We start from the raw sequence: 13,145 nt of genomic DNA, 5'->3' as shown, positions 1-13,145 counted from the left end.
CGGTGTTCAAGGAGGTGTTCAAGGCTGCGCTCAAAATACGGGCAGCACCGAGCCGCCAAATTGCTTTTGGATGAACTGGCGTACTTCTTCCGACTGGTAGGACTTCACCAGCGGTGCGACCCATGCAGCGTTCTTGTCCTGATCGCGCACCACGATGACGTTGACGTAAGGATTGTGTTCGCGCTTTTCCACAGCGATGCCGTCGCGTGTCGCAATCAGGCCGACCTGATAGGCGAAGGTGTTGATGATGGCAGCGGCGTCAACGTCTTCCAACGCGCGCGCCAGAACAACCGAGGCGCTTTCGATGAGGGTGATCTTCTTTTTGTACGACGTGATGTCTGCCAGTGAGGCCGTGCCGGTGAACGGATCGAAGCCTTCGCGCAAGGTAATGAAGCCTGCATCGCGCAAGATCACCAGTGCCCGCGTCTGGTTACTTGGATCGTTGGGAATGGCGATCTTGGCGCCATCAGGCAGATCCTTTAGCGCCTTGTATTTCTTGGAATAGAAAGCGATCGGCGAAATGATGGTGTTGCCCACGATGCTCAGCTTGTAACCGCGCTGCTTGATCTGATCACGCAAGAAGGGGATGTGCTGGAACGAGTTGGCCTCCAGATCGCCATTGTTGAGTGCTTCGTTCGGGCTCGCCGCGCCGGAGATGACGACCGGCTCCACGTTCAGGCCGTTTTTCTTCGCTACCTTGGTGACGACTTCCCAGATCTGCTCGTCGACACCGCCGCGCACACCTACGCGCAAGACTTTGTCAGCGCTATGGGCAACGCCGAAGGTGGAGATCAGGACTGCCGCCACCATGGCTTGCAGGCGAAGTCGATAACGTTGATTCATGCTTGTTCCTTTGATGTTTGTTCTGGAGGGAGGGAATGCTTATTTCTTGAAATAATCCGGCAGACGGAAGCCGTCATAGAAACGATCCGCGCGGATCGCGTTCTGGAAGGTGTCCGAGCGATACGCCTCGACGATGTCGCGTGCATATTGGTCGGTCTGTCGGGTTTTCTTGACCGCCAGCACGTTGATGTAGGCCGGCGTCATGTCTTCGAGGATGAAGGCTTCGGATAATTTCAGCTTGGCGAAGATGGCGAAGTTGCCCTGGATCGCCGCAAAATCGGCATCGTCCAGCGCACGCGGACCTTGCGCGTTTTCCAGCAATACCAGCTTGAGGCCGACCTTGTTTTCGATGACATCGAGTTCGGTGACATCGACCGGATTAGCGTTTTCCTTGATCCGGATCCAGCCCAGACGTTGCAGTATCCACAGCGCGCGTTGCAGGTTGACCGGATCGTTCGGTACGGCAACAGTGAAGCCCTTCTTCAAACCATCGAGGCTGCGGTGCTTCTTCGAATACAAGCCCATCGGTGGTGTCGGCACCTGCACGATGCCGACCAGGTCGGTTTTGTTACGGTCGTTATACGATTTCAGGAACACCGAATGCTGCATCACGTTGGCGTCGATATCGCCTTTGAACACTGCGCTATTGGCTTCCAGGCCGGTGCTGAATTCGTAGTATTTGATCTTGTAGCCCTTCTTCTCCAGCTCGGGTTGCACACCGATTTTGAATTCATCGATATACGGACCGGGTACGAAGCCCACGCGCAGTTCAGGTTTTTGTGGTGCAGCGATGGCGTTCGATGAGACGACGCTGAAAGCAATAGCAAACAGATTCAGCGCCAGCGTCGTGAGGGATTTATAAAACTTGGCTTGCATGTTCGGCGTCATTTTCTTTTGTTGGTTAACTATGCGGGCGTCTTGGTGGGACGTACCGGCAGATGCCTGCACAGCAGCGCTGGGATGCGCTTCCGTGCAGGATGAACGAACAAGTGTAGAGAGGACTGCGAGCGAGACAAACGAATGAATTCGTTTGTTCTTATGCGGATTTTTTCAGCAGATGAGCGCGAGGGATTGCTTACGCATACGAGAAGCCGAAGCGCTCGTTCGGTGGGTTGTCGTTGAGGTGATAGTCGCCGATTGCCGCCTCGCGCTGCGTCGCCGGATTGTGCGAAGCCAGCGTACGTGCGTTGCGCCAGTGACGATCAAGCCGGCGTTTGTCGCTGGTTGCCGATGCACCGCCGACTTCAAACAGCAGTGTGCTGGCTTCCAGCACCTGGCCGATAATGACCTGTTGCGCCTGGAAGGTTTGTACATCGAGCGCGATGTAGTCTTCCGGCTTGGCGGTGCCGGCTTTGCGTGCCTGATGCACGTTTTCGATCGCGGTAGCGATGGCGTTGACCAGTTGCTCCGCCGACCATGCAAGGCTGGCGAGGCGTCCGACCACGCGATGCACCAGCGGATTTTCGCGTGGGTTGGATTGCCCCGGTACGCCGAAAGTGCGCGTGCGCGCCTGTGTGAATGCGACGGCGTCTCGTTGCACAGCGCGGGCGATACCTGCTAGCGTCGCCAGATGCACGGTCTGATAAAACGCGGTGATGATGGTATTGCGACGCGGCTGCGACACGTGATAACGATCGAGGATTTGCTGTTGCGTGATCAGCACATTGTCAAAGCGCGTCGTGCCGCTGCCGGTCAGACGTTGACCGAAACCATCCCAGTCATCGACCCGGGTGACGCCCGGCGTGTCGCTCTTGATCAGCACGTTGAGGTCTGACTCATTATCGTGCGCGCGCACCAGAATCCAGTCGGCATACAGCGTGCCGGTCGAATAATATTTTTCACCGTTCAACAGAAAGTGGCCGGGACGCTTGTCGGGATCGGGCGTGAGCGTGACTGAATTGCTGGTCGAGTTGGTGCGCTCGGATGCCGCCGCACCGAAGGTTTCTCCTTTGCCAATCACGCTCAGCCAATGGCGGGTGTCTTCATCGTCTTTGCGCTCCAGCAGCAGTTCGGTATAGCCGGCATTGACGCGCAGGATTTGCGGCAAGTTGGATTCGGCTTCCGCCAGACGGATCAGCAGGCCGAAGAATTGGGGCAGGGTGACACCGCTGCCGCCTTGCTCCACCGGTACGCGCAGAGACGTAAATCCACTGTCCTTGAGCCATTTCACGGCTTCATAGGGAAGCTCGCGGTCATTCTCGCGGTCGATGCTGCCTTGCGCGATGCGCGCGAAGATGTCCTGAAAGCGTGTGAACAATGCGTCGGAGGTGGTCGGGCCGGATAGTTGCGTCATGGTTGCCTTTTTTGCGGGTATTGGAGCTGTCAATTGCCATCGTCGAGGTCGCAGTACATCCGGTTCCGTCAGCCGGAACTCGGATCGCACCGCTAAGCGACCGATTATCTGGCAGCAAAACTTGCTTGATAACGAAGATAAACAGATATCGATATGACCGCCGGACGAGGCCGTCCTGTCGGGAAGAGGTTGCGGTGGGGGTGGAGCAAAGGGGATTCAAGTGGCTTAATCGTTCCAAAAATAGAACAATCCATCCGAATTTTGCCTCCTAGTCACCATTCGAATCAAAACCTACACTTCGTCTCAAGCAGTCGCACTTGCAAAACACAAAAGCGAACGCAACTGTTTTGTATCAGCCCGGTTTCAGTTTCGTACCAGTTTTATATCACCGTCGGCTTCGCAGGCACATTGCCACAAGCCAATTTATTGTGAATAAGTTAATTTTTGGAGAATCATCATGCGCACCACTACCGCTCGCTTTGATCTGAATATCAAACAACTCGCCGCTGCAGTTCTGCTGATCGCAGCAGCAGGCAGCACATATGCAGCAAACACGACAGCTGATGCCGACAAGGGCACTCAGGTCAACGTGCAACAAGTCGTCAAGCATCAATCGAAGTCCGCTATCAAGCGTCAGGAAATTCAGCAAAAAGTCGCTAACCGCGAACCGCTGAGCTACGCCGAAACACTGTATCTGCGTTAATCCGACGCCGATACAAAGCAGCACCAGACAAGGTCTACCGACCTTTACTCATCACTACCATCGATATCATCGACATACCAAGGAACTATCATGAACATCAAGAAAATTGCTACAGGCCTGCTTTTCCTCTCCGTCATCGGCAGCGCAATGGCTGAAGAAGCCTACCCACCAGAAACACAAATTGCTTCGCACAAGACACGTGCCCAAGTGATCGAAGAACTGAAGCAAGCACGCGCCAATGGCGAAATCATCAGCAACGATCTGTATCCGGTTGAAGTGCAACACAAGTCGACCGTGACACGTCAGGCCGTCAAGGAAGAATTGAAGCAAGTCGACCGCAGCAAGTCGCTCGATATCGGCGCCTGAGGTTTGCATGACGGATAGGTGTTCTTCTAGCAGTTGCCACCGTTTCCGCCAGATCCTCCAGCACGCCAACAGCTTTCAGCCTCGCAAGAGGTCTCGTTTTACACCCTTGCAAGATCAGTTGTCCCCCGCACTCTGATCTTGCAAGCGGATGTCTTCAGCGCACCCGCATTGTCTTTCGCAGTACTTCCGTTTTTTTCTTTTTTATTTCACGACTGAATGAAGGATTGCTTTACTCCTGAGGTATCTCCTTGCGCGCAAGCCCGGAGTGACAAACAGGAGGACGAATCATGAAAAAAATTCTCGGCATCTACAGCGGCACCAGGCAGCATCGCATCGGCGACGGCTTGCTGGCGCGCACGCTTTTTTCGCAGCGTACGCTGGGCCGGCACGTCAGTCCTTTTTTGTCGCTCGACCATGTTGTACCGACACCCATCCCGACTCTTGTGCCTGCGGCGGACAATGCCATTGCCGTCAGGCCGCACACCTACAGCAATTGCAAGATGCTCACTCTGGTTTATCAAGGCCAGTTGGAATATACCGATGCGTCCGGGAAGACAGAGTTGATCGGGGCGGGCGATGTGCAATGGGTGACCGTTTCCGACACCACTGCACCCGGCAAATTTCGGCCCGTCAGCACAAGACGCAACGACGTGATCGAGATGCTGCAGCTATGGATCGACTTGCCGTTGCCGGTATCGGATTGTCCGAACCATCTGCATCCTGCACCGGCAGAGAAGGTCGTCGGCGTCGATGCAATTCCAACACTGAACTTGCCCGAGGATGGCGGTTACATCCGCGTCATCGCCGGCAATTGTGCGAGCCATCGCGGTGCGGTGCCGACATCGTCGTCGTTCGATGTATGGGAGCTACAGCTGAAGTCGCGCTGCGCCAGCGAATTGAAAACGGTTGAAGGGCGTACGCTGCTGCTGGCAATCCTGAGCGGTTCGGTCATGATCAACGGCGATCAGACTGCGCGCGCCGGTGAAGTCGTGATGTTGGATGCCCAGGGGGAAGGCATCTTCCTCGAAACGCATGCCAGCACCACCGCGCTGCTGCTAAGCGGTGATCCAATCAATATGCTGAGCAGCGCCATGCCGGCGACAAGCTCGGTCGCGGCTTGATCAGTAATCTTCCAATTCTTCAAAACGCTTCGCCAGAAAATCGATCAATTGCCGCACCGACGGCAACAGAAAGCGGCGCGACGAATACACGGCGTGGATGATGCCTGACTTTGGCGCCCAGTCCGGCAGCACCTTGACCAGGCTGCCGTTTCTCAGCTCATCGATCACCACCATCGTCGGCAGGAATACGATTCCCGCGCCAGCGACGGCTGCGCGTTTCAGCGCGGTCGTATCGTCCGTCATCATGCGCGGGTTGTAGCGGATGGAGGCGGTCTCGCCATCGGTGTTTTCCAGATACCAGACGTGATCTTCCGCAGGAATCGTCATGCTCAGGCTGGGGAAACGATGCAGGTCGGCAGGTACTTCCGGCACCCGGCATTTTTCCAGCAGAGCAGGACTCGCGGTCAGGCACCAGTGACGCACGCCGAAAGTCTTCAGCACCAGGTCGCTGTCCTCCAACGGAGGCAGACGCACACGCAAGGCCACGTCAACACCTTCATTGATGACATCCACACGGCGGTTGGTCGATTCCACCTGCAAGGTGACCCGTGGATGTTCCATCAAAAAATCCGCCAGCATCACACCCACGCGTCCATGCAGCAGCGCCACCGGACAAGTCAGTCGCACTGTGCCTTGTGGTTCGGCGCGATTGCGTTCAATGGCCTCCTGCGCGGCTTCGGCTTCCACCAGCATGGCCTTGCAGTGTTCGTAATAGCTCTGACCCAGTTCGGTCACCGACAGGCTGCGCGTGGAGCGCTGAATCAGGCGCGTGCCCAGGCGCTCTTCAAGCTGCGCAATGCGTCTGCTCAGTTTCGACTTCGGGATACCCAATGCCCGGCCTGCGGCGGCAAAGCCGCGATGTTCCACCACGACGGCGAAGTAGTAGAGATCATTGAGGTCCTGCGTCATGAGCCTTCCCTTTTACTTTTAATCTTGTTGTTGTCGTTTCTCTGGGGATTATGCCGCAGCCGCAAGAAATCGCGTGCCTGCCGGAAGAAACAGATTCCTGAAAAGAATGCGTTATCGTCGCAAAAGATGCTTATTGCAACAGTGTTGCATCTACTGCATAATGCAACACTATTGCAAATGGTGCGCGCATGTGTTTGCAGGATTCTCCTCCGGACGATTGCGGCCGCACCTTCCTCCATCGCGTTTCCACCTTATCTGAAAAATGAAAACTCTTCTGTCTGCCTTTGCAGTCTTGTCTCTGTTCGCGTCCATGCCGGCGCAAGCGCATTATCTCTGGTCAGAAAATACCGCCAAAGGCAACCTGATCTACTTCGGCGGTGTCGATGAAAACGTACGTGAAAGCTCGCCGGGCCGGGTCGATGAGTTCGCCAATCTCTCCGCAAAAATACAAAGCCAGAGTGGCGCAATTACCGAGCGCAGCCTGAATAAAACGCATGACGGATTTGTATCCGCCCCGGCAATCTCAGCCACCGAAAGCCTGATCGGGCAGGATCTGCTGATCCCGGTCAAAGATCTGAGCGCCTACAAGTTGGGTATTCTCAAGCTCAATTTCTACGTGCGTCACGTTCAGATCGATCACGCATTTCCAGCGGCATTGGATCTGGATGCCGTGCCCACAGGACAACCGAGTCAGCTGAAATTTACGTTCAAGGGGGTGCCGCTGGCGAAGTTCAAAGCCAAGCTCATCGCGCCCAACGGCTGGATCAATGAGATCAGAACCGACGAAGCCGGACTCTTGAACATCGCTACGCCGTGGCGAGGAAATTACGTGATCGAGGCAACTTACTTCGAAGATGTCAGCGGTGAATTTCAAGGGCTGAAATACCAGCGCATTCGCCATCGTCTGGGACTGACCGTCGTGCAGCCGAAAGGAAACAAGACTTTCACGCCGAACTATGCAGCGCATGAACATGCCGACTGACAGGCAAAAAAGGAAGAAGACAGAAGAGAAGATCAGGCAGTAAAAAATAATATCGGGGAATCCTATGAAAACTAACATCAAGAACGCATTAAAGAGCAGTCGCCGCTATTCACTCGGCGTACTCGCTGCGGGCGTGGCGATGAGCGCATCCGCACAACAAGCACTACAAACACCGCAAACTGAATCAAACGGCAACAACAGCCTGCCCGAGATTTCCGTCAGCGCCGGCAAGAACGATGCCAAAAATATCAGCAAGTCCGTCGTCAGAAACGACGCCGCCAGCCTGCCAACCAGCGTGACGGTGATTGAGCGTGCCGAGATCGACCGCACCAACGTCGGCCGCGACATCTCGGATCTGCTGCGCCGCGTGCCCGGCATCATGGCGCACACGCTCGATCAGGGCGATATCGGCAATTCGATCAAGATGCGCGGATTTTTCAGCTCATCGCATGGCGCAGATACGGCGGTCTATGTCGACGGCGTGCCGCAGAACGTGCCGTCGTCTGCGATCAATCATGGCATGAACGATATGTCCTGGCTCACGCCGGAAATGATCGATAGCATCGAAGTCATCAAGGGGCCGTTCTCGGCGCTGTACGGCGATCAGAATCGCGCCGGCGCGGTCAACATCACCACGCGCAACGTCGCTGAAAACAGCATCGGTATCACCGTCGGCAGTCAGGGGACGAAACGGCTCAATGCGGTGTTGTCAGGCAAGTCGGGCCCGATCCAGTCGCTGATCGTCGCTGATCTGTATAAGACCGACGGTTTTCGCGACAACAGCGATGGCCGTCGCGGCAGTATCTTCATCAAAGAATCGATGATCTACGGCGACAGCTTGTGGGCACTGCGGGCCGCGTATCAGAAGGCTGACTGGAACGCCGCCGGCTTCCTCAACGTCAACGATTTGCGCAGCGGCAAAGTCAGCGACACGCAACGCGATCCCACCGCGCCGCCATTGTGGGGCGACTCACGCCGCAGCAGCCTGGTGCTGTCACGTGCACCGGCCAGCGGCGCAGAAGGTTTGCGTGTTTCCGGCTACGTCGAAGATTATCAACGTCGCCGCGCCACCGGCGCCAGCACGACGGCGCTCAACGTTGCCGAAGATGACCGTCGCATCATGGGCGCGCGCAGCGTCTACGACATGCTCTTTGGCGACAAGGCTGCCTTGTCGATCGGGGCGGACATCCGTCGTGACGTCGGCAGCGCGATCAATCAGAATTGGCCGAACAGTCTGCCCGGCGCCAACTACACGTTCGATCAGGATCTCGATCTGGTGACCTACGGCGTCTTTGCGCAGGGGCAGTACAAACCGGTCGAAAGTCTCAAGCTGCTGGCGGGACTGCGGCTTGATTCCTTCGACTACGACATCACCAACCGCAAGTTGCCGGCGGCGTCGCTGAGCTACAAACAATCCGTGGCCACGCCGAAATTCGGCATCGTCTGGACACCCGTCAGCAGTCTGGATCTGTTTGCAAACAGCGGTAGCGGTTTTCGTTCACCGGGGCAGAGCGAACTGAGTCCAAGCGGATCCCTTGGCCCGTTGGGGGCGAGCGGTGGCACAGCATTTCCTGATCTGAAGCCGTCGAAAGTCACTTCCTACGACTTCGGTTTCAACCTGCGTCCGACATCGCGATGGCGCATGTCGGCGGCGACCTATCACACCGTCAACGACAGTGAGATCGCTCAGATCGCACCGAATGTGTTCGGACCGGTCGGCAATACTACGCGCGACGGCTGGGAAATCGACAGCAGCTACGACATCACCGCCGACTTCAGTGTGTACGGCAGCTTTGGCCGCATCATCCGCGCCCACATCAACAGCGCCGCGCCGGGCACTGCCAGCGACCTGTCCGTCCCGCGCGATACCTACAAGGCCGGCGCTGCCTACAGCACACCGTTTGCCGCGGGCAAGCTGTTGTTCAATGCCGATGCCTACTTCATTTCCGGCGTGCCGTATTTCTCCGGAACGCCGCTGGTGAAGAGCTATTCGCGTCCGTATTCCCGCTACGATCTGCGCGGGACATACAGCATCGGCAAGTTCGACTGGACTGCCGCATTCGTCCTCCAGCCACATCAGTACAGCAGCGAGGTTGCAGTGGGCAGCACGGCCGCTCTGCTGATTGACCCGGTGGCGAAGACGCAGGTAAATCTGTCGATGCGCTATCGTTTCTGATGATGTCTTTGACGCTATTGAAGGAATAAGGGGAGAAGCGAGATCGGCGGTACAATGCCGTCCGTTATCCTTCCTGCCCGATTTCCCTGATATGAACTGCCGTCCTCAATGCGGCGCCTGCTGCACGGCGCCTTCCATCTCCAGTCCGATTCCCGGCATGCCCAATGGCAAGCCGGCGGGCGTGCCTTGCGTGCAACTGATGGAGGACTTGCGATGTGCGATTTTCGGCCAGCCGGAACGGCCCGCGTGTTGTTCCGGTTTGCAGGCGTCTGCCGAGATGTGCGGCGAGAGCCGTGAGGCGGGGATGTTTTATCTGACGCGGCTGGAGCAGCTCACTGCGCCTTGATCTCTGGTATTTTTTGCGAGCACTATTTTTCCAGTATCGTCACCACGCAAGCCGCTTCTTCCAGTCCGTAAAACCCTCCACCGTTTTCCGCCAGCCCCATTCTTGCGCCTTCCACTTGCCGTTGACCGGCTTCGCCACGTAACTGCGTGACCAGTTCATGAATCTGGATGGCGCCGGTCGCGCCAATCGGATGGCCCTTGGAGAGCAAGCCGCCGGAGACGTTGATCGGCAGGCGCCCGCCCAGTTTGGTGTCGCCGCTTTCAGCCAGCGGGCCGCCGTCGCCGTAGGCGCAGAAGCCGACATTTTCAGCGTGCAGGATTTCGGCAATGGCTGAGGCGTCGTGCAATTCAGCGACGAAAATATCCTGCGGGCCGACGCCGGCCATGTCGTAGGCTTTGAGTGCGGTGAGACGGGTCAGGTGGCGGTCGTATTGCTCGGGTGTGCGTTCGGTGCCGCTGCCGACGGCGATGCCGCGGATTTTCACCGCACGCGATGCGTTGCCCATTTTTTTTACGGCCCAATCCGACATCACGACCAGCGCACAGGAGCCGTCGCTCATCGGCGCGCACATGGCGCGTGTGATCGGCCATGCAATCATCTTGTCTGCCAGCACTTCTTCTATGCTCATCGGTGTGCGGTATTGCGCCAGTGGATTGAATTGCGAATGCCAATGGTTCTTTGCGGCGACGGCGGCAATCTGGCGTTGCGTGGTACCGAAGGTCTTCATGTGGAAATGCGCCTGCGCCGCGTAGATGTCCATGAACACGCTGCGTTCGGCGGCGTTGTTGGCCTCCGCCGCTTCCGGCGGAAGATCCAGCCCGGCGCCCATGGCCAGCAATTGTTGCATGTGGCGGTCGGCGAGGTCGCGATCCCAGCTGCCCTTGAAGGCTTCGAACATCTCCTGGCGCTTGTGCGGGTAGTTCATCTTTTCCGTGCCGACCACCAGCGCCACTTCGTACAAACCGGCGCGCACTGCTGCATAGGCCTGCATCAATCCCGAGCTGGAACTGGCGCAGGCATTATCGGTGTTGAAGATCGGAATGCCTTCGAATCCCATCGCGCGCAGCGAGGCTTGACCGCGCACGCCGTGCTGCCCCTCCAGCGCACCCTGGCGCGTATTGCAGAACCACGCCGCTTCGATGGCACCTTTGCCGATGCCGGCATCTTGCAGCGCCAGTTCGACTGCGGCGGCGGTCAGTTGTTTGACGGACTTATCAAGATGTTTGCCGAGCGGCGTCATACCAATGCCGGCGACATAGACGGTTTTTGTCATGAGGCGACCTGCTGGTAAAGAGGGAAGGGCCGTTACCGGTCGCGATTCAAACGCGACCGGTAGCGTAAATCGAAGACGAAAGACGAGTCTGGCTGAGCTTGGCTTATTGCGGCAGCGCTTTGGCCGCAGCCACCACCTTGGCCGTATCGAAGTTGTTGATACCGGCGATGAACTGGTTGGTGTATAGGTCTTCCAGTTTGGGGCTGGTCTGGATGACGTTGTTGGCCTTCATGAAGGCGACCATGTTGGCCACGGCGCTGATCGGGATTTCACCCCATTTGACGCCCGGTTCCAGCTTGAGGAATTCGCCGCGTGTCTGGATCAGGTGCAGGCCCTGTTTGATGGCGGTGGCTTCATCCACGCTCGACGGCTTGGTCAGGGGGAAGATTTTCCAGTGGGCCTTGAGCGCGCCCTGCGGATTGGCCAGCACGCTGACCGAACCCATGGCAACACAGCGCAAGACTTTTTCGATGGTCTTGGGACGCTTGGTAATCATGTCGTCGCGTACGAAATACGATCCGCCGAAATTAAGCTTGTCGGCAAACGGGGATGAGAAGCGGCGCAGTTTCAGCCCCATGTTTTCTGCCGTGGCGATCTGCGAATCCCAGGTACCCCAGATGTCGACGCGGCCGCGCGACAAGGCGGTGACGGCTTGCGCGCCGGAGCCGGTTTCGACAAAGGTCACGTCCTTGTCCGGATTGACGCCGGCTTCACTGAGCATGCCCTTGAAGATCTGCACCATCTGCGCGCCGTATGAGATTACGCCGATCGTCTTGCCCTTGAAGTCGCTGAGCGTCTTGATCGGCGACGAGTCGAGCACTACCGGGAACTGGAAGTTATGGCGCATGTTCAGGTACACCGCTTTCAGCGGCGCGCCTTTGGTACGCGCGATGATCGCCGCCGCCGGTCCCATGTTGACCATGTCGGCCTGGCCGGTCAGCACTGCCTGCATGGCGGTGGTGGAATTGGTCGGTTGCAGCGTGACATCGAGACCGGCGTTCTCCCAGCATTTGGTGTAAATCGGCAGCGAGGTATTGTTGGCTTGCGAGGCATCAAGCACATCGGTACCGATCGCGATAGTGACCTTTTCTCTTTCCTGCGCCATGGCCGGTGCGACCATCACGGTGCTGGCGAAAATACCGGCGAGGGCAGCGCAGAGTGGCGACTTGAAAGCAGTGACTATTCTTTTCATGACATTTCCTCGATGTGTTGACGAGCGGAATCCTAACTGATGTCCATGCATACCCGCAGGTACGAATCTGACTGTAAAGCGAGTAATGATGCCAGCAACTGAAACGTGTAAATAAAACGGGTCAGCGGCCCTGGAACTGCGGCCGTCTTTTTTCCAGAAAGGCATAACGCCCTTCCGTGAAATCTGCACTGGAAAACAATTGCGACTGGCCGTCGAGTTCCAGTCCCATCACATTTTGCAACGGCGCCGGCATGCGGGTGAGTGCCGCTTTGGTCAGCGCCACCGACAGCGGCGGCGCACCGGTAAATTGCGTGGCGATGTCGAGCGCACTCTGATGGAGTTCTTCCGAGGTGACCAACTGATCGGCAAGACCGAGGCGCAGTGCCTCATCGCCGTCGACAACCGCGCTGGTGAACAGCAGGCGGCGCACTTGGCCGGCGCTTACACGCTGCGGCAAAGACCATAGCAAGCCCATGTCCGCCATCAAGCCGACGTTGGAGAAGGCCGTACAGAAGCGTGCCCGTTCGCTGCAAACGACGTAATCACAGGCCAGTGCCAGCGACATGCCGGCGCCGAATGCGGTGCCGTCGACGGCGGCGACGACTGGTTTGGAGAGTTCGGTAATCAGGCGCAGCAGGCGATGTGCCTGCGCCATGCGTTTGCGGCTGGCGAGCGTGTCGCCCGAGGGTAGGCTAGAGAGGTCGCCGCCGGCGCAGAAGCTGCGGTCGCTGCCGCCCAGGATGACGGCGCGGCAGTCGGCATTTTCCGCGAGTCGTTCGAAGGCGTCGATCAGGGCGTCGCGCATTTCAGGCGTCAAGGCATTGCGCCGCTCGGGCTGGTTCATGCTGACCCAGGCGATGGCGTCGGTATGCTCGACGGTGACGATGGCTTCCATGTCCGCTCCTCCTGATGTTGCTTTGGCGCTGATCGGTGCTACCCGT

At 57.5% G+C, this 13,145-nt stretch carries 13 protein-coding genes; 6 read left to right on the top strand and 7 right to left on the bottom strand.

The window, feature by feature from the left end:
* Positions 1-30 precede the first annotated feature (30 nt).
* The 3 genes from PQR63_RS22310 to PQR63_RS22300 form a co-directional block, all read right to left on the bottom strand.
* Positions 31-843, bottom strand: coding sequence for a MetQ/NlpA family ABC transporter substrate-binding protein (locus PQR63_RS22310; RefSeq protein WP_094565474.1), 813 nt, complete (start codon positions 841-843; stop codon positions 31-33).
* A 39-nt stretch (positions 844-882) separates the two neighbouring features.
* Positions 883-1,719, bottom strand: a complete 837-nt coding sequence (locus PQR63_RS22305) for a MetQ/NlpA family ABC transporter substrate-binding protein (protein WP_408170317.1) — start codon at positions 1,717-1,719, stop codon at positions 883-885.
* Between the two features lie 199 nt (positions 1,720-1,918).
* A complete protein-coding gene (locus tag PQR63_RS22300; RefSeq protein WP_408170315.1) occupies positions 1,919-3,136 on the bottom strand; it encodes an acyl-CoA dehydrogenase family protein in 1,218 nt (405 codons plus the stop codon).
* A gap of 457 nt (positions 3,137-3,593) precedes the next feature.
* Between PQR63_RS22300 and PQR63_RS22295 the strand changes: the two genes are divergently transcribed.
* The 3 genes from PQR63_RS22295 (at position 3,594) to PQR63_RS22285 (ending at position 5,326) form a co-directional block, all read left to right on the top strand.
* Positions 3,594-3,839, top strand: a complete 246-nt coding sequence (locus PQR63_RS22295; RefSeq protein ID WP_408170313.1) for a hypothetical protein — start codon at positions 3,594-3,596, stop codon at positions 3,837-3,839.
* A gap of 90 nt (positions 3,840-3,929) precedes the next feature.
* The gene (locus tag PQR63_RS22290) at positions 3,930-4,205 is read left to right on the top strand and encodes a DUF4148 domain-containing protein (RefSeq protein WP_094565471.1); all 276 of its coding nucleotides are present in this window, start codon (positions 3,930-3,932) and stop codon (positions 4,203-4,205) included.
* Positions 4,206-4,492: 287 nt separating this feature from the next.
* Positions 4,493-5,326 carry a pirin family protein gene (locus tag PQR63_RS22285; protein WP_408170311.1) on the top strand — a complete coding sequence of 278 codons (834 nt, stop codon included), beginning with the start codon at positions 4,493-4,495 and terminating at the stop codon, positions 5,324-5,326.
* On the opposite strand, the gene PQR63_RS22280 is transcribed toward PQR63_RS22285, so the two are convergent.
* Positions 5,327-6,235 carry a LysR family transcriptional regulator gene (locus PQR63_RS22280; RefSeq protein ID WP_408170308.1) on the bottom strand — a complete coding sequence of 303 codons (909 nt, stop codon included), beginning with the start codon at positions 6,233-6,235 and terminating at the stop codon, positions 5,327-5,329.
* Between the two features lie 262 nt (positions 6,236-6,497).
* On the opposite strand from PQR63_RS22280, the gene PQR63_RS22275 reads away from it, so the two are divergent.
* The 3 genes from PQR63_RS22275 (at position 6,498) to PQR63_RS22265 (ending at position 9,739) form a co-directional block, all read left to right on the top strand.
* Positions 6,498-7,217, top strand: a complete 720-nt coding sequence (locus PQR63_RS22275; RefSeq protein ID WP_408170306.1) for a hypothetical protein — start codon at positions 6,498-6,500, stop codon at positions 7,215-7,217.
* Between the two features lie 64 nt (positions 7,218-7,281).
* A complete protein-coding gene (locus PQR63_RS22270) occupies positions 7,282-9,393 on the top strand; it encodes a TonB-dependent receptor (RefSeq protein ID WP_408170303.1) in 2,112 nt (703 codons plus the stop codon).
* Positions 9,394-9,484: 91 nt separating this feature from the next.
* Positions 9,485-9,739: a YkgJ family cysteine cluster protein gene (locus PQR63_RS22265; protein ID WP_408170300.1), complete on the top strand. Its 255-nt coding sequence runs from the start codon at positions 9,485-9,487 to the stop codon at positions 9,737-9,739.
* 22 nt (positions 9,740-9,761) lie between these two features.
* Here PQR63_RS22265 and PQR63_RS22260 read toward each other — a convergent pair whose 3' ends face one another.
* From PQR63_RS22260 to PQR63_RS22250, 3 genes are all read right to left on the bottom strand, one after another.
* A complete protein-coding gene (locus PQR63_RS22260) occupies positions 9,762-11,012 on the bottom strand; it encodes a thiolase family protein (protein ID WP_408170297.1) in 1,251 nt (416 codons plus the stop codon).
* 103 nt (positions 11,013-11,115) lie between these two features.
* Positions 11,116-12,204, bottom strand: coding sequence for an ABC transporter substrate-binding protein (locus PQR63_RS22255; protein WP_408170294.1), 1,089 nt, complete (start codon positions 12,202-12,204; stop codon positions 11,116-11,118).
* Between the two features lie 121 nt (positions 12,205-12,325).
* The gene (locus PQR63_RS22250) at positions 12,326-13,099 is read right to left on the bottom strand and encodes an enoyl-CoA hydratase/isomerase family protein (RefSeq protein WP_408170292.1); all 774 of its coding nucleotides are present in this window, start codon (positions 13,097-13,099) and stop codon (positions 12,326-12,328) included.
* Positions 13,100-13,145 lie beyond the last annotated feature (46 nt).

Source organism: Herbaspirillum rhizosphaerae (assembly GCF_046025915.1).
Lineage (GTDB): Bacteria > Pseudomonadota > Gammaproteobacteria > Burkholderiales > Burkholderiaceae_D > Herbaspirillum > Herbaspirillum rhizosphaerae_A.
Note: the sequence above shows the minus strand (reverse complement) of the source record. Positions and strands in the feature narration are given on the sequence as shown.

Bases quoted from the DNA above. Each gene is read 5' to 3' on its own strand.
- PQR63_RS22250 (WP_408170292.1), bottom strand. From the start codon at position 13,099: ATGGAAGCCATCGTCACCGTCGAGCATACCGACGCCATCGCCTGGGTC.
- PQR63_RS22310 (WP_094565474.1), bottom strand. From the start codon at position 843: ATGAATCAACGTTATCGACTTCGCCTGCAAGCCATGGTGGCGGCAGTC.
- PQR63_RS22270 (WP_408170303.1), top strand. From the start codon at position 7,282: ATGAAAACTAACATCAAGAACGCATTAAAGAGCAGTCGCCGCTATTCA.
- PQR63_RS22290 (WP_094565471.1), top strand. From the start codon at position 3,930: ATGAACATCAAGAAAATTGCTACAGGCCTGCTTTTCCTCTCCGTCATC.
- PQR63_RS22265 (WP_408170300.1), top strand. From the start codon at position 9,485: ATGAACTGCCGTCCTCAATGCGGCGCCTGCTGCACGGCGCCTTCCATC.
- PQR63_RS22260 (WP_408170297.1), bottom strand. From the start codon at position 11,012: ATGACAAAAACCGTCTATGTCGCCGGCATTGGTATGACGCCGCTCGGC.
- PQR63_RS22300 (WP_408170315.1), bottom strand. From the start codon at position 3,136: ATGACGCAACTATCCGGCCCGACCACCTCCGACGCATTGTTCACACGC.
- PQR63_RS22285 (WP_408170311.1), top strand. From the start codon at position 4,493: ATGAAAAAAATTCTCGGCATCTACAGCGGCACCAGGCAGCATCGCATC.
- PQR63_RS22295 (WP_408170313.1), top strand. From the start codon at position 3,594: ATGCGCACCACTACCGCTCGCTTTGATCTGAATATCAAACAACTCGCC.
- PQR63_RS22280 (WP_408170308.1), bottom strand. From the start codon at position 6,235: ATGACGCAGGACCTCAATGATCTCTACTACTTCGCCGTCGTGGTGGAA.
- PQR63_RS22275 (WP_408170306.1), top strand. From the start codon at position 6,498: ATGAAAACTCTTCTGTCTGCCTTTGCAGTCTTGTCTCTGTTCGCGTCC.
- PQR63_RS22255 (WP_408170294.1), bottom strand. From the start codon at position 12,204: ATGAAAAGAATAGTCACTGCTTTCAAGTCGCCACTCTGCGCTGCCCTC.
- PQR63_RS22305 (WP_408170317.1), bottom strand. From the start codon at position 1,719: ATGCAAGCCAAGTTTTATAAATCCCTCACGACGCTGGCGCTGAATCTG.